Below are 14,374 nucleotides of genomic sequence, written 5' to 3' on the forward strand. Positions count from 1 at the left end.
CATCATGACCGATCACGGGAAGATACCTGACCAGGAAAGCATCCCGCGCTCGGTGCTGCGCAACATCAAGTCGATCCGGCAGTGGCGCGAGGAGCGCCGCGCCAAGCGCTCGCGCAGCGACAAGGTCGCCGACGCGATCAGCCAGTTCGCGGGCAGCATGCGCTTCGTCTATATTCACCTAGTCGTCTTCGGTGGCTGGATCCTGGCCAATGTCGGCTTGATCCCGGGCATCCCGCGCTGGGACCCGTCGCTGGTCGTCCTGGCCATGGCCGCCTCCGTGGAAGCGATCTTCCTCTCGACCTTTGTTCTCATCAACCAGAACCAGATGACCGAAGAGGCCGAGGAGAAGGCCGAGCTCGATTTGCAGGTGAGCCTCCTCACCGAGCAGGAAACCACACGGCTGATGGTCATGACTCAGGCGATCGTCGATCATCTCGGCATCAAGACCGGGACCGGCTTCGATCTAGAGGATCTGGTTCAGGAGACCCAGCCTGAAGTTATCCTTGATGCCGTGGCCAAAGGCGCGCCTGGCGAGGAATGAGCCTGAGCCGACCCAGTTGCCGAAAAAGTTCCAAACTTAACCTTCTGCTAACGTGGATTAATTGACGCCGCTATGCGTTGGCCGCATGGTGGAACCATGTCAGGAGGCGGATGACATGGAGCGGCAATCCCAGATTCTCGAGGTCGAGGTGGAGCACGGCGGCAGTCCGTATCGTGCCAGTTATTTCGTCGAACAATCCACCATTCATGCAAGCATCGGCGGGCGCGTCATGACGCTTCCGCTGGGGCCGTGCCCGGCGGCAGATACGGTGCGAACCATGCTGTCGGGCTATCTCAACCAGGAAGCGCGCCGGCGCAAGCACCTGATGAGCTGGAGCCACGGCTAAGCAAAAAGGGCGCCCTCGCAGGCGCCCTCTTTTATTCCGCAGCTTCCGCGCCGCTTGAGCCCGTCTGGGTCTCGGTGCCGGCAGCGCCGGAGCCTGCTGGCCCAGTGGGTGCCGACGAGCCATCGGCGCCAATAAAGCCGCCCGTGCGGCAGGCTTCAAGATCGACCGTGGCAAGATCGAGCGTCGCGAAATCCACCGGGGCTCCAGCCGCCATCGCACCAGAAGTATTGGTCGCGGCAGCCGTTTCGCTGGCCGACTGATTGGCTGCCGCAGCGGCGCCCGCGCCCTCAGCCACATCGGACTCAGCGCCGGCATCGGCACTGCCGGCCGGGGGCGTTGCCGTTTCGTCCGCAGGAGCCGTCGCGGAACTGCTGTCTTGGGCTGATCCCTCCTGCTTGGCCTGCAGGGCATCGCAATGCGCCTGAAGCCGGCCGACCTGATCGGCAGGCACGGCTGCTCCGTTGAGGGTGAACGACTGCGCAAAGGCCGGTGTTGTCAGTGCGCAAAGCATGGCAGCGGCCGAAGTGGCCATGAAGTTCGATGTCATGGAATTCTCCTTGGCTGGGATAGAGCCCTTGCGTCCGAAACGGCCTCTGTCGTCCGTCGTTGCGCTGCTCCGGCACATCCAACGCAGGTTAAAGGGCTGCTCACGGGCTCCAGATCGCCGCATCGGCGGCATTATTTGCGCCGCCTGGCTTCAACAAGGCAACCGGTGCCGGGCACCCGCCGTTGCTGGAAGCAAACAGAGAGATCCCATGTCCGACAACATTTCGACTTCCCGCCAGATCCTGCCCGGCGACTACTCCGTCCTGGGTGCTACATGGGACGGCGAAGGCACCAACTTCGCCCTTTTTTCCGCCTATGCCACCCGGGTCGAGCTGTGTCTCTTCGATGCGGCAACGGGCGCGGAGACGGACCGGATCACCCTTCCCGAATATACCAACGAGATCTGGCACGGCTATGTGCCCGGCGTCGGTCCTGGCACACTCTATGGCTATCGTGTCCACGGCCCGTTCGAACCGGAAAACGGTCACCGCTTCAATCCCAACAAGCTGCTGCTCGACCCCTATGCGCGCGAGCTTGTGGGCAATGTGGAATGGTCTCCAGCTCATTTCGGCTACCTTGCCGATGCCGAGGAGAAGGACCTCTCCTTCAACGATGCCGATAGCGCGCCCTTCATGCCCAAGGGCAAGGTGATCGACCCGCGCGGCTATGACTGGGGCGACGATCAGAAGCCCAATATCGACTGGGCCAAGACCATCTTCTACGAGACCCATGTCAAGGGCTTCACCCAGCTCCATCCGGCAGTTCCGGAAGAGCTGCGCGGCACCTTCGAAGGCCTGAGCCAGCGCGAGGTCGTCGACTACATCAAGTCGACCGGCGTCACCTCGGTGGAGCTGCTACCCATCCACTTCTTTCCCGACGACGACTTCCTGCTGCAGAAGGGCCTGCGCAACTACTGGGGCTATAACACGCTGGGCTTCTTCGCCCCGGCCAGCCGCTACTATGGCCCCAACGGCATCAACGGCCTGCGCAACACCATCCGCGCCTTCCACGATGCTGGCCTCGAGGTCATCCTCGACGTGGTCTATAACCACACCGCCGAAGGCAACGAGATGGGCCCGACCCTTTCCTGGAAGGGCATCGACAACTTCTCCTACTATCGCACCATGCCCGGCGAGGCGCGCTACTACATCAACGACACCGGCACCGGAAACACGGTCAATACCAGCCATCCCCGCGTACTGCAGATGGTCACCGATAGCCTGCGCTACTGGTCCGAGGAAATGCATGTCGACGGCTTCCGCTTCGACCTCGGCACGATTCTGGGACGCGAACCGCAGGGCTTCGATCAGCGCGGCGGCTTCTTCGATGCCGTCGGGCAGGATCCGGCGCTGAGCAAGGTCAAGCTCGTTGGCGAGCCCTGGGACATCGGCCCTGGCGGCTACCAGGTCGGCGGCTTCCCGCCCGGCTGGGCCGAGTGGAACGACAAGTATCGCGACACCGTGCGCGACTACTGGAAGAACACCGACGACACGTCGCAGGACTTTGCCGCCCGCTTCACCGGCTCGGGCGACGTCTATGACCTGCGTGGCCGCCGGCCCTGGTCGAGCGTCAACTTCCTCACCGCCCATGACGGCTTCACCCTTCACGACGTCGTCTCCTACAACGACAAGCACAACGAAGCGAATGGCGAGGACAACAACGACGGCCACAACGACAATCGCAGCTTCAACTATGGCGCCGAAGGCGAGACCGACGACGAGGGCATCGTCGCCACCCGCGAGCGGCAGAAGCGCAATTTCCTGGCCACGCTATTCCTCTCGCATGGCACGCCGATGCTGCTGGCCGGCGACGAGTTCAGCCGCACGCAGGGCGGCAACAACAATGGCTATGCCCAGGACAGCGAGATCAGCTGGGTCCATTGGGATCACAGCGACAATGCAAAGGCTTTGACAGACTTCGTTCGCCGGCTGATCGAACTCCGTCAGGCACAGCCCCTGCTCCATCGCAGCAACTGGCGCGATATGATGGGGGTTACCTGGTACAACCCTGGTGGCGGGGAGCAACTGCCCGAGCACTGGAATGACAGCGGCGCCACGACGCTTGGCCTGCGCCTGTCGCGCGATGATCTCAAGGACCAGGACGGTATCTGGTGGGAGCTGGTGATCCTGTTCAATCCCCATGACGGCGATGTGGACTTCGTGGTGCCTGAGCGCAGCGAGGGTCGCACTTGGACCGTTGAGATCGACACGTCCGAGCCTGAAGAAACCCGCACGGTGCGGACCGGCCGCACCATCACCATGGGCGCCCGCTCCTTGCTGCTTCTGCATTAGAATCGATACGTCTGCCAGATCGACCCCGATCTAGCCCCCCAAGCGGAAGCAGCCCCACCGGCTGCTTCCGCCTTTCCTTGCGGCGTGGGTCAGTAGCTCCAGTGGAGGAAGCTGCGCTAACCGCAGAATAGCCCACCAGCCGTCACCCTCGGGGGTCCGAAGGTAACGGTCTGGCTGTCCCTGCGCAGTAACCCACCAGCCGTCACCCTCGGGCTTGACCCGAGGGCGCTGCACTTGCGGAACGTTGGTGAAGCAAGACCCCTCGGGTAAAGCCGAGGGTGACAGTCTGGCTGTGCACGAACCCCGCCACCCGTCAGCGGGGCAGTCCGCCGAGCCGGCACCCGGGCGCCGTTATTGCTGAGCCGCCTCCGCACCCTCCGGAAGCGCATAGGCGATAAAGTAGTCGCCGATTGTCGTCTCCATGAAGTCATGCCCGCCGGCATTGATTACTACGATCTGCCGTCCACCGGCTTCATAGGTCATGGGCGTTGCCTGCCCACCCGCCGGCAGTTCTGCCTGCCAGACTTCCTCGCCGGTCTCGATATCGATGGCGCGCAGGATATCGTCGGTCGCCGCCGAGATGAAGAACAGGCCGGAAGCGGTGATGACGCCGCCGCCATTGTTGGGCGTGCCGATGTCGACCGGCAGCATGGAGGGGATGCCGAAGGGGCCGTTCTTTCGAGCGGAGCCGAAGGGGCGATCCCACAGCACTTCGCGCGTGTTGAGGTCGATGGCCGCGATCCCGCCATAGGGCGGCGTCGAGCAGAGGAGCCCGGTAAAGGGCACGCGCCAGCCGGCATTGACCCTGATGCCATAGGGCGCACCGGCCTGCGGGCTGAGGCTGCCATGCGAGCCGCCGCCCGCATCGGCATCGTAGTTCGGATCGGTGATCGGCAAGACGCCGGCAGCGTCCACCTGCTCCCGCGGCACCAGTTGGTTGTAGTTGGGCATGTTGTTGTAGTTGGCGATCATGATGCCCTTTTCGGGATCGATCGCCACGCCACCCCAGTCCGTGCCGCCATTATAGCCGGGGAACTGAATCCAGGGCCGATCGACGGTGGGCGGCGTATAGACGCCCTCATAGCTCGCCTGCCGGAACTGGATGCGGCACCAGAGCTGGTCGAGCGGCGTCGCACCCCACATATCAGCTTCCGTGATGTCGGCCTTGAGCAGGTTGGGGAAGTCCGTGACGTAGGGCTGGGTCGGCGACAGGCGCTCGGGCTCGACGCCGCCTTGCGGTGCAGGACGCTCCTCGATGGTGACCAGCGGCTCGCCGGTTTCACGGTTGAGAATGAAGAACTGCGCCTGCTTGGACGGCATGACGATAGCCGGCACCGGACCCTCTGGCGTGGGGAAGTCGATCAACGAGCCCTGCGCCCCCAAGTCATAGTCCCAGACGTCGTAGTGGACCGTCTGGTAGTGCCAGGCGACATCGCCGGTCTCCACGTCGAGCGCCACAATGGCGGTCGAATAGGTGTTCTCCGCCTCGGAGCGGTCGCTGCCCCAATAGTCGACGGCCGAATTGCCCATGGGCAGGTAGACGAGGCCCAGGTCATCGTCGCCGGACATGATGGTCCAGACATTGGGCGTACCGGGCGTGTAGACCTCGCCTTCGGGCGGCAGTCCCTTCTGGTCGGGACGTCCCATGTCCCAGGCCCATTCCAGTTCGCCCGTCACGGCGTTGAAGCCGCGGATGACGCCAGACGGCGCTTCGCGAGACTGTCCGTCGCTGACCTGGCTACCGACAACCAGCACATCGCGCACCAGCGTCGGCGGCGAGGTCGGCGCATAGAAACCGGGCGCGGTATCGCCGATGCCTTCAAGCAGGTTGACCACGCCGCCATTGCCGAAGTCGGCGCACGGCTGTCCGGTTTCGGTGTCCAGCGCGATCATGCGCGCGTCGTGGGTCAGGTTGACCACGCGGGTGGCGCAAAGATCGGTCTCGCCAGCGGTCGGGTTCTCGAAATAGACGAGACCACGGCAGGAGGCATTGTAGCCGATGGCGTCGGTCGGTGTTTGAGGGTCATAGGTCCAGAACTCGGCACCGGTCGCCGCGTCGAGGGCACTGATCTTGTTCAGCGCCGAGCAGAGATAGAGCCGGTCGCCGACCTTGACGGGCGTGTTCTGGTTGCCGAAAGGCTCGTCATCCTCCGGCAGGTCGCCGGTGCGGAATTCCCAGATCTTTTCCAGCTGATCGACATTGTCGCGGGTGATCTCTGTCAGCGGCGAGTAGCGCGTCGCCCGATGCGTGCCGCCATAGGCTGGCCAGTCGGCGCCGGTTTCCAGGGCCACATAGGTGGGCTCGGGTGGCGCGGGTGGGGCAGCGGCGGCTGGTGCTGGCTCAGTTGCCGGTCCTGCCGACGGCTCGGCTGGCGTTTCAGGCGCGGCAGCGGGTGGAGCGGCCGGCGCTGGCGTAGCTTCCGGAGCGGCAGGAGCGGGAGAGGTCTCCTGCGCCTGCAGCGGCTGGCCGCTATTGCTGCCGATGCCGATGGCACCGACAAGACCGATGATCACCGTCGCGGCAGCCGCGACGCTGCTGCGCCACTGCCCACCCTGGCGCCGAAGCGCTGGCAGCGTCGTCAGCACCAGGACGAGAACGATCGTGGGCGCAACGAGGCGCGGCACCTGCGCCCAGCCGTTGAGGCCTGCTTCCCAGAGGGCCCAGGCGACGGTGGCCACATAGGTGACGAGATAGATCCACAGCGCCGCAATGTTGCGGCGGAACAGGAAATAGGCCGTCGCAACGAGGGCCAAACCTGCCGGCAGATAATACCACGAGCCGCCCAGCGTGATCAGATACAGGCCGCCGGCCGCCAACGGCAGGCCAAAGGCCAGCAGCAGCAGCGCCATCAGCATCGTCCACCAGAAGGAAAAGGTGCGGCGGCTGTGGTCGCTATAGCTGGGTGGCATCTTGGTCTCCTTGAACAGTCGGGAGCCAACGCCTCAATCGCGCCACAGTTCCGCCACGCGGTGCAACCTTTTTGCCCCGGCGGGCGTTTGTGGCGCCCGCCGCCTAGCCGACTTGTCGGTAACCCACGAAGATGCTGTCCAGCGCAGACGACGCCTTGAGCTCACCCAGCGCGTCGATCCACTCGCCGGTACCCGGCAAAGGCGTGACCTTGCCCGAACCCGTCGCCCGCAGGTCGACCGCCACCAGCAACTCGCCGGTGCCGTACTGCCGCCGGAAAGCCAGTTTGTCGGGCGTGGTCGGCACCGGCTCGTAGCTGCCGAGGAGAAACAGGTCCGGCATGCGCTGCCTCAGCTGCAGGAGCGCCTGCGTCAGCACCAGCTTATCGTCAAGCGCGCCCGAGGGCGCGGCCAGCCGCCTACATAGTCCTTCGAAGTCCACCGGCCGGCGGTTGTCAGGGTCGACGAAGCTCTGCTCCCAGTCCTCGGCACCACGGTAGATGTCGGGCACACCCGGCACGGTCAGCTTCAGCGCCACCTGCACCAGCGCCTTGCGCAGCCCCGTCTCGAGGAACAGGGCACGATCCTCCTGGAACCGAGAGAGGAATGCCTCGTCCGAGAGGGCGCGATCGATGAAGGCGTTGACCTCGCCCTCGTAGGCGCCGTTGCTGAAAGCCCAGTCGCTCCGCTCGCGGCCCTCGCGCAGGGACTTCTCCATGGTCGCATTGAGCCGCCCGGCTAGACCCTCGGCCTCGCCGAAGGCCGGCCAACCGCCCAGCAGCAGCTGGAAGAAGAGATAAAGGTCGTTGCGGTGAATGGCATCGCTCGGCAGCATGTCCCGCCAGGTCAGCACCGCCTTTTCCCATTCCTCTGGATGTTCGGCGATGGCGCCGCTGATAGCGCGCAAATCCTCGCCCCGCTTGGTGTCGTGCGTGGACGTCGCCAACAGGGCGCGCGGGAAGTTGGCCAGCCGCCGGCGATTGCCGTCATGGAAGGCTTCAGGGCTGACCGAGAAGCGCTCTGGATGGGCGCCCACTTCATTGAGGGCGATCAAGCGGTGATACCGATAGAGCGCCGTGTCCTCGAGCCCCTTGGCCATGACCGGGCCGGTATATTGCTGGAATTTGCCTACGGCCTGCGCAACCAGCTTGGGATCGTAGTGGTGGCCCAAATTGCCGCCTAGGAGCTTTTCGATGAAGTCGAACAGGGCTGGCGCGAAATAGGGGCTGGTGCGCCGCGCCTTAGCGACCGCCAGGCCAATCTCGCGCCGGTCCAGCTCAGTGGAGCCCGCGTCGTCCATATAGGTGCGATAGACCGCGAGATGGGCGACGACGTCACGCGCCGCCTTGCGCAAGCCGTTCTCGGTCAGCTCGCGCGTCTCCGGCACCGCCCAGGCTACCTCTGCCAGGTACTGTGCTAGCGTGGTCAGCTCGGCGGCAAGCTCATTGTCCATGACTCGCAGCTTGCACTGATATTCCAGTTCCTCAGGCCCCCGCACCGGGCCGGCAAAGTCGAGATAGATGTCGGTGAGCCGCTTCTCCGCCTCCCCCGGCACCAGCACACGGGTCAACTGCTCGCCAAACTCGTAGCCGGTGGTGCCATCGATCGGCCAGTCCTGCCGCAGGTGCTCATGCGGCGCCAGAATTTTCTCGATGAACAAGAGAATGGGGCGCGGCGACTTAACCCTGAGGTTCTCCAGATATCCCTTGGGGTCGAGCAACCCATCGACGTGGTCGATGCGCAGGCCCTGCACCAGCCCTTCCTCGATCAGCTGGAAGATCAGCTTATGTGCATGATCGAAAACTTCGGGTCGGTCGATGCGAATGCCGGCTAGGTCCGCGTTGATGAAAAAACGCCGGTAGTTCATTTCGTCGGCGGCCACCGCATGGTGAACCAGCCGCCAATGCTGCCGCTGGATGAGTGCGTCCAGCGAATTGCGGCCGGAAGGCTCGGAAAGAACCGCTGCAGCAGTAGACGGATCGCCATGGAGCCCGATCAGTTCCTGCTCGTCCTCCGGACGAATTGGCAGTTTCTCGGCGCGATAGGCCCAGACGGCGAAACCGTCTTCATCGCTGCGCAGCTCGATGTCGCCATCAGCCAGAACCTCGGCATAGGTCTTGCCCAGGAACGGCACCAGGATCTTGCCATCCAGCTCTGCCCGGTCCGGGTGCCAGTTGATGTCGAACCAGTCGGCATATTCGCTGGCTTCGCCGTGCTTGAGTACGTCCAGCCAAAGGCGATTATGGGCGCCGCCGACGCCCATGTGGTTGGGCACGAAATCGAGGATCACGCCCATTCCTGCTTCCTGCACCTTCCCGACTAAGGCTCGGAAATCCTCGATCGTGCCCAGTTCGGGGTTGATCCTGGTGTGATCCACCGTGTCGTAGCCATGCGTGCTGCCCGGCCGCGCCATCAGGATCGGCGAGAGGTAGACGTGGCTGATGCCGAGATCAGCCAGATAGGACACAAGGTCCGCCGCCTGGGCGAAGGTGAAGTCCTTGTTGAGTTGAAGACGATAGGTGGCGCGGAGAAGGGGCTGTGTTGACATGGCACCGCAACGGCAGGCCTGCGGCTTTGTTCCGCCATTCTGGTTGCGTCTAACGCAAGTCTGCCATCAGTTTGTCCCGTGCCGGACAAGTCACCACAGCTGCCGCTCCCTCGATCCATTCATCTAAATGACTGACACCGAACAACCTTTAAGCATAGATGTCCTCCACAACAATATACTTGCCAATTTAGTAAAAATGCAGGAGGCTCCTGCTGCACATGTCAGAGGCATCATCGATCGCTGGGAGGCAATACGATGTTTGTTCAAGACTATCCTGGTTCCACAACAACAAGTATCAATGATCTCCCCTCCGTCTCCGGGAGGGCAGTCGCCATTTCAATTTCCGATCCAATGACGAACGTCAGCCTCGACTACGGGGAGCCCGTGGTGCCCTTGTGAAAGAGCGCTGCCATGTCCGAAGCCCTTAGCCTGCTCAATGCCATCCTGGCTGACAATCGGCTTGAGGAAGCCCAACTCGCGGCAACGCTGGATGCGGCACTGGCGAGCGAAGTCGACGTCTTCCGCTATTGTGCGACCACGCTAGGCATTCCCCCTTCCGTCATCATGGAACGCGCCGCGGGGTGGAGCGGCTATCTTTTTGCCCACGCCATTCCGCCCGGCCTGCGCGGCAGTGTCGAGCCCACCCGGCTTGAGGCGCTGGCGGAAGTGCGCCTGTTCCGGATCAACGTCCATGGCCGCGACATTGCGTTTGCAGCGCCGGAGTTCTTTTCGGTGATCCGCATGAAGCGGCGCCTCGCAACCAAGCCGATCCTGCACGACTACATCTGCCTCGTGCCCGAAGCGGCGTTGCGCGAATACCTGGTAGACGCCGCCGGCCCGGCGCTGGTCGACGGAGCGCGGCAAAACCTGGCGCGCCGCTGGCCCTATGCCACTGCACAGCTGGAACTGACGCGCACTGTCCGCCTCGGCTTTGCCGTCGGGCTTGTTGCGCTGGTCATCATCGTGCTGATAGCGCCCCATTTCGCCCAGGTCCTGCTGCTGCCCTTCGTCGTGGTGCTCCTGCTGGCGCCGACGGCCATTCGGCTTGCCGCCCTGTTTGAGCCGCTGCCATCCCCGCCGGTGCTGCGGCGTCCAGCTGACGAGGAACTGCCGGTCTATACGGTCCTTATTCCTCTGCACAGCGAAGCCGCCATGGTGCCGCAGCTCTTTGCTGCCATGCGGGCGCTCGACTACCCGGCGGCCCGGCTCGACATCAAGTTCGTGGTGGAAGAAACCTCCAGTGAAACTATCGCCGCCGTTCGCGCCGGGCTGGGCGATCCGCGCTTTTCGCTGGTTGCGGTGACCGACTCCCGGCCGCGCACCAAGCCGAAGGCGCTCGACTTCGCCCTGCCGCTTTGCAGGGGTGACTTCGTCGTGGTGTTCGACGCCGAGGATATTCCTGACCCGGACCAGCTCTGGAAAGCCGCCGTGCGTTTCCGCGACGATCCCGAGCTTGTCTGCCTCCAGGCGCACCTGGTGATCAGCAATGGTCGCCGCAACTGGCTGGCTGGTCAGTTCGCCGGCGAATATGCCGGTCTCTTCACCGTGCTGCTGCCCGCCCTCGCCCGTTGGCGCATGCCCATGCCCCTGGGCGGCACGTCCAATCACTTCCGCCTCGATGCCCTCCGCCACATCGGCGGCTGGGACGCCTTCAATGTCACCGAAGATGCCGACCTCGGCACGCGGTTGGCGCGGCGCCGGCTCCGGGTTGATGTCCTGGCGTCGGCAACGCGCGAGGCCGCGCCCACCCGGTTCCGGCCGTGGTTCGGGCAACGAACTCGCTGGATGAAGGGCTGGATGCAGACCTATATCGTTCACAACAACAGCCCCACGCGGCTGCGTGAGGAGATGGGGCTCCATGCCTTCCTGGTGTGGGAGGCCCTTGTCCTGGGCATGATCGTGGCGCCGGTGCTCCACTGCGCCTTTCTCGCAACCTTCGCCATCCGGGTAGCGCTCGGCGCCCCCCTGCTCGATGGCTCGCTGTGGCCGGCCTTCTACTTCGCCATCCTGGCAGTAGGCTATGGCAGTGCCGTGGCGACGGGCCTTGTCGGCCTCGGCCGGGTTGGCGCCGCACACCTGCGCCTTAGCCAATTGTCGCTGCCGCTCTATTGGGCACTGGTGGGAGCCGCAACAGCCAATGCTGCATGGGATCTGGTCCGGCGTCCGTTCCACTGGTTCAAGTCGCCGCATCAGCCGGTCTCGGCCGCCGACAGGGCAACGAGCCCCAAAGCCACGACAGGCCAGCCGCAGCTTCAGCCGGTGCCGCAGCTCATAACTTGACCACTTCGTTCATGATAAGCTAGCACGGGCAGTGGCGTGTGGCGGCAGTCTCCGTCACTGCCCTTGTGCAAGACGGGATGGACGCCATGGCGGGAATGTTCTTTGAGGCGACGCTCCAGTCGCGCAGGCACCTTACACCGCGCATGCTGCGCCTGACCTTTGGCGGCCCCGGCCTTGCCGATTTCCGCACCACCGGCATTGCGGACGAGTATATCCGGCTGTTCTTCCCAAACGAGAAGACGGGCAAGCTGCACCTGCCCGAGATCAGCGAGGACGGCCGCTGGACCTATCCGGACGGTCAGGATGCGATCCGCTACTCCACTTATACGATCCGCCGCTATCGCGAGGATCCAGTAGAGATCGACATCGATTTCGTGATCCACGAGGGTGGCCTGGCCTGCGCCTGGGCGCTTGCGGCGCCACTGGGCGCATCCGTCACCATCAACAAGCCGCGTGGCCTTTATGCCCCGCCAGGCGACACACATTGGCAATTGCTGGTCGCCGACGCGACAGGCCTGCCCGCCGTGGCCCGGATCCTGGAGCAGGTCTCACCGCAGATCGAGACCCGCATCTTCCTCGAAGTCGCGGCGCCGGAAGACGAACAGGTGCTGCCGCTGCCCGCCAGGACCACCGTGACCTGGCTGCATGGGAGCGGCAATGGCGTGGCGGCCAGCCGCATGGACGAGATCGTGCGCAGCGTGCCGCTGCCCAAGGGACCTGGCTATGTCTGGGTGGCAGGCGAACAGAAGGTGGTGCGGGCCATCCGCAAGTTCGTGCGCCAGCACCTGCAGCTTCCGCCCGAGCGCTACCAGCTTGTCGGCTACTGGACCCATGAGGGCGAGGAATGGGACGCCAGGTGGGCCGCGCTCGACCCAGCCATCAAGGCGCAGATCGATGCCGCCTGGAGTTCGGGTCGCGATGCCGAGACGGTGCGCGACGAATATGACGCGACGCTGGAAAAGCTCGGCCTCTAGCCCTTGAAGCTATTCATGCGCGTAGCGCGCCTGCTTGGCCTTGACGCGCGTACCGAACACCCGGTCTCGGCCGGCCGCCTTGGCACTGTAGAGCGCCTCGTCGGCGGCCTGGATCAGTTCTGAAGCGCTGCGGTGGAAGTTATCCGGCATGTAGGTGGCCACACCAACACTTGCCGTTAGGATGCCACGCTCGCTGCCCTCGTGCGGGATGCGCGCATCGGCCAGTGACTTGCGGAAGGCCTCCGCCACAAGATAGGCGCCGTCTTCGTCCGTCTCGGGCAGGATGGCGGCGAACTCTTCCCCGCCATAACGCACCGCCAGATCCGCCGAGCGCTTGAGGCTCCTCTGCAGATGGCTGGCCACCAGCTTCAGGCATTCGTCACCCGACACATGACCATACTGGTCGTTATAGGCCTTGAAGCGATCCACATCGATCAGCAGCAGGCTCATGGGACTGCCCGCGCGACCGCTGCGGCCGATCTCGGTGTCCATGGCGCTGTCGAAGGCGCGGCGATTGAGCAGCCCCGTCAGCGCGTCGGTATTGACCAGTTCGTTGAGCTTGTCGGTCGCCGAATGCAGCGCCAGCTCCGCCTGCTTGAGCCGCGTGACGTCGGTGACCACGACCAGCGTCTTGCTTTCGCTCGTCGGACGCGTACGGACCTGCAGCCAGCGCCCGTCGAACAGGCTGATGATCTCTTCGCTCTCACGGTTCAAGTTGGCGAGGATGCGCTCGATCCATTCGGCCGGCGCCGTCGTCGGCTCGATCACCTGCTCACCCGACTTGATGACCTCCTCGAGGATTTCACGCATGTGCGCGCCGGGCTGGCGCAGCTTGCCTGTATAGGGAAAGCATTCCCGATACTGCTCGTTACAGAATTCGAGCCGCCCCTCACTGTCGAACATTGCAAGGCCATCGGACATCTCGGCGAGGGCAAAGGACAGCATGTTGCGGCTGTCGATCAACTCCTGGCGCAACTGCTTGTCCTCGGTGACATCATAGGTCACGCCGGCAAGCCCAATGAGTTCGCAGCTTGGACTATAGAGAGGCACCTTGGAGGTGCTGAACCAGCGCATGGTCCCGGCCTTGTCGGGGATGTGCTCCTCGATACCATACTGCCCCTTGCCGCTGCGCAGGATGGCTTGTTCGGTTTCGTAAAGCTCCTGCGCGCGCTCCGGCGTTGTCAGTTCGAAGTCGGTCTTGCCAATCATCGCCTTGGCGCTGGAATAGCTATTGAAGTCCACCACCCGCTGGTTAACGGCAACGAAGCGGCTGTGGTGATCCTTCACGTAGAAAAAGTTGGGTGACTGGTCGAGTGCCGCCACCAGCAGGTCGCGCTCCGCAGCGCGCCGGCGCGCATGCAGCACCACCAGGCCCGCCAAGATCGTGGCCGCGAAGTTCAGTGCCGCCGTGGGGTAGATGTAGATGGCAAGTGCCGACAGCATCGCATCCACCGGCACGGCGACTGTCAACAGCAGCACCAACAAGGTCACGCAGAGTGCCAGCGCCACGACCTGCGTCAGGTCGGTGTTCCAGCGTGCGGTCAGCACCCGAAGGCCGAGACCAGCGCCGGCGGTTGCCACCATCAGCAGTAGGCCCGGCACCACCCCTGAACCACCCAGTCCCAGGCGCCAACCGGCCGACAGGGCAGTGGCGACTGCTGCTGCCACCGGGCCACCGAGAAAGGCCGAAACGGCCACGAGCGAAAAACGCAGATCCAGGAAAAGGCCCGGACGCACCTCGGCGGCCATAAGCATGGAGCTGACCGCACCGACACCCATGGTCAGGCCGAACAGCGCGCTGCGGATCGGCCCGCGCACGGCGCGCAGCCAATAGCGCGCATGCCCCCAGCCGAGCACGAAAAGCGCAACGACAGCAAGGTTGCCGGCAAGCATCTGCCAGAATGACGTCACGACGCCTCCAGATCCAAGGGCACGCCTGGC

General features: G+C 64.0%; 9 protein-coding genes. 5 read left to right on the forward strand and 4 right to left on the reverse strand.

Going from position 1 to position 14,374, the window contains the following annotated elements:
- Nucleotides 1-4 precede the first annotated feature (4 nt).
- Both VIL88_RS06770 and VIL88_RS06775 read left to right on the forward strand, forming a co-directional pair.
- A complete protein-coding gene (locus VIL88_RS06770) occupies nucleotides 5-541 on the forward strand; it encodes a DUF1003 domain-containing protein (RefSeq protein WP_331987187.1) in 537 nt (178 codons plus the stop codon).
- A gap of 115 nt (nucleotides 542-656) precedes the next feature.
- A complete protein-coding gene (locus tag VIL88_RS06775) occupies nucleotides 657-887 on the forward strand; it encodes a hypothetical protein (RefSeq protein ID WP_331987188.1) in 231 nt (76 codons plus the stop codon).
- Nucleotides 888-918: 31 nt separating this feature from the next.
- Here the strand turns inward: VIL88_RS06775 and VIL88_RS06780 are convergent, their stop codons facing one another.
- Nucleotides 919-1,434, reverse strand: coding sequence for a hypothetical protein (locus VIL88_RS06780; protein WP_331987189.1), 516 nt, complete (start codon nucleotides 1,432-1,434; stop codon nucleotides 919-921).
- Between the two features lie 208 nt (nucleotides 1,435-1,642).
- Here VIL88_RS06780 and glgX point away from each other — a divergent pair, with 208 nt between their 5' ends.
- Nucleotides 1,643-3,724 carry a glycogen debranching protein GlgX gene (gene glgX, locus VIL88_RS06785; protein ID WP_331987191.1) on the forward strand — a complete coding sequence of 694 codons (2,082 nt, stop codon included), beginning with the start codon at nucleotides 1,643-1,645 and terminating at the stop codon, nucleotides 3,722-3,724.
- A gap of 351 nt (nucleotides 3,725-4,075) precedes the next feature.
- On the opposite strand, the gene VIL88_RS06790 is transcribed toward glgX, so the two are convergent.
- Together VIL88_RS06790 and treY are read right to left on the reverse strand one after the other, a co-directional pair.
- Nucleotides 4,076-6,634, reverse strand: a complete 2,559-nt coding sequence (locus tag VIL88_RS06790; protein ID WP_331987192.1) for a membrane-bound PQQ-dependent dehydrogenase, glucose/quinate/shikimate family — start codon at nucleotides 6,632-6,634, stop codon at nucleotides 4,076-4,078.
- 103 nt (nucleotides 6,635-6,737) lie between these two features.
- Nucleotides 6,738-9,179: a malto-oligosyltrehalose synthase gene (gene treY / locus VIL88_RS06795; RefSeq protein WP_331987194.1), complete on the reverse strand. Its 2,442-nt coding sequence runs from the start codon at nucleotides 9,177-9,179 to the stop codon at nucleotides 6,738-6,740.
- Nucleotides 9,180-9,590: 411 nt separating this feature from the next.
- On the opposite strand from treY, the gene VIL88_RS06800 reads away from it, so the two are divergent.
- Together VIL88_RS06800 and VIL88_RS06805 are read left to right on the forward strand one after the other, a co-directional pair.
- On the forward strand, nucleotides 9,591-11,459 hold the full coding sequence (locus VIL88_RS06800) for a glycosyltransferase family 2 protein (protein WP_331987195.1): 1,869 nt from the start codon (nucleotides 9,591-9,593) through the stop codon (nucleotides 11,457-11,459).
- A gap of 38 nt (nucleotides 11,460-11,497) precedes the next feature.
- The gene (locus tag VIL88_RS06805) at nucleotides 11,498-12,433 is read left to right on the forward strand and encodes a siderophore-interacting protein (protein ID WP_331987197.1); all 936 of its coding nucleotides are present in this window, start codon (nucleotides 11,498-11,500) and stop codon (nucleotides 12,431-12,433) included.
- A gap of 9 nt (nucleotides 12,434-12,442) precedes the next feature.
- On the opposite strand, the gene VIL88_RS06810 is transcribed toward VIL88_RS06805, so the two are convergent.
- Nucleotides 12,443-14,344: a diguanylate cyclase gene (locus VIL88_RS06810; protein ID WP_331987198.1), complete on the reverse strand. Its 1,902-nt coding sequence runs from the start codon at nucleotides 14,342-14,344 to the stop codon at nucleotides 12,443-12,445.
- Between the last annotated feature and the right edge of the window lie 30 nt (nucleotides 14,345-14,374).

Source organism: Devosia sp. (assembly GCF_036563435.1).
In the GTDB taxonomy this organism is placed as follows: domain Bacteria; phylum Pseudomonadota; class Alphaproteobacteria; order Rhizobiales; family Devosiaceae; genus Devosia.

Excerpts from the sequence above, each read along its gene's own strand:
- glgX (WP_331987191.1), top strand. The coding sequence starts at position 1,643 with ATGTCCGACAACATTTCGACTTCCCGCCAGATCCTGCCCGGCGACTAC.
- VIL88_RS06770 (WP_331987187.1), top strand. The coding sequence starts at position 5 with ATGACCGATCACGGGAAGATACCTGACCAGGAAAGCATCCCGCGCTCG.
- VIL88_RS06800 (WP_331987195.1), top strand. The coding sequence starts at position 9,591 with ATGTCCGAAGCCCTTAGCCTGCTCAATGCCATCCTGGCTGACAATCGG.
- treY (WP_331987194.1), bottom strand. The coding sequence starts at position 9,179 with ATGTCAACACAGCCCCTTCTCCGCGCCACCTATCGTCTTCAACTCAAC.
- VIL88_RS06780 (WP_331987189.1), bottom strand. The coding sequence starts at position 1,434 with ATGACATCGAACTTCATGGCCACTTCGGCCGCTGCCATGCTTTGCGCA.
- VIL88_RS06790 (WP_331987192.1), bottom strand. The coding sequence starts at position 6,634 with ATGCCACCCAGCTATAGCGACCACAGCCGCCGCACCTTTTCCTTCTGG.
- VIL88_RS06775 (WP_331987188.1), top strand. The coding sequence starts at position 657 with ATGGAGCGGCAATCCCAGATTCTCGAGGTCGAGGTGGAGCACGGCGGC.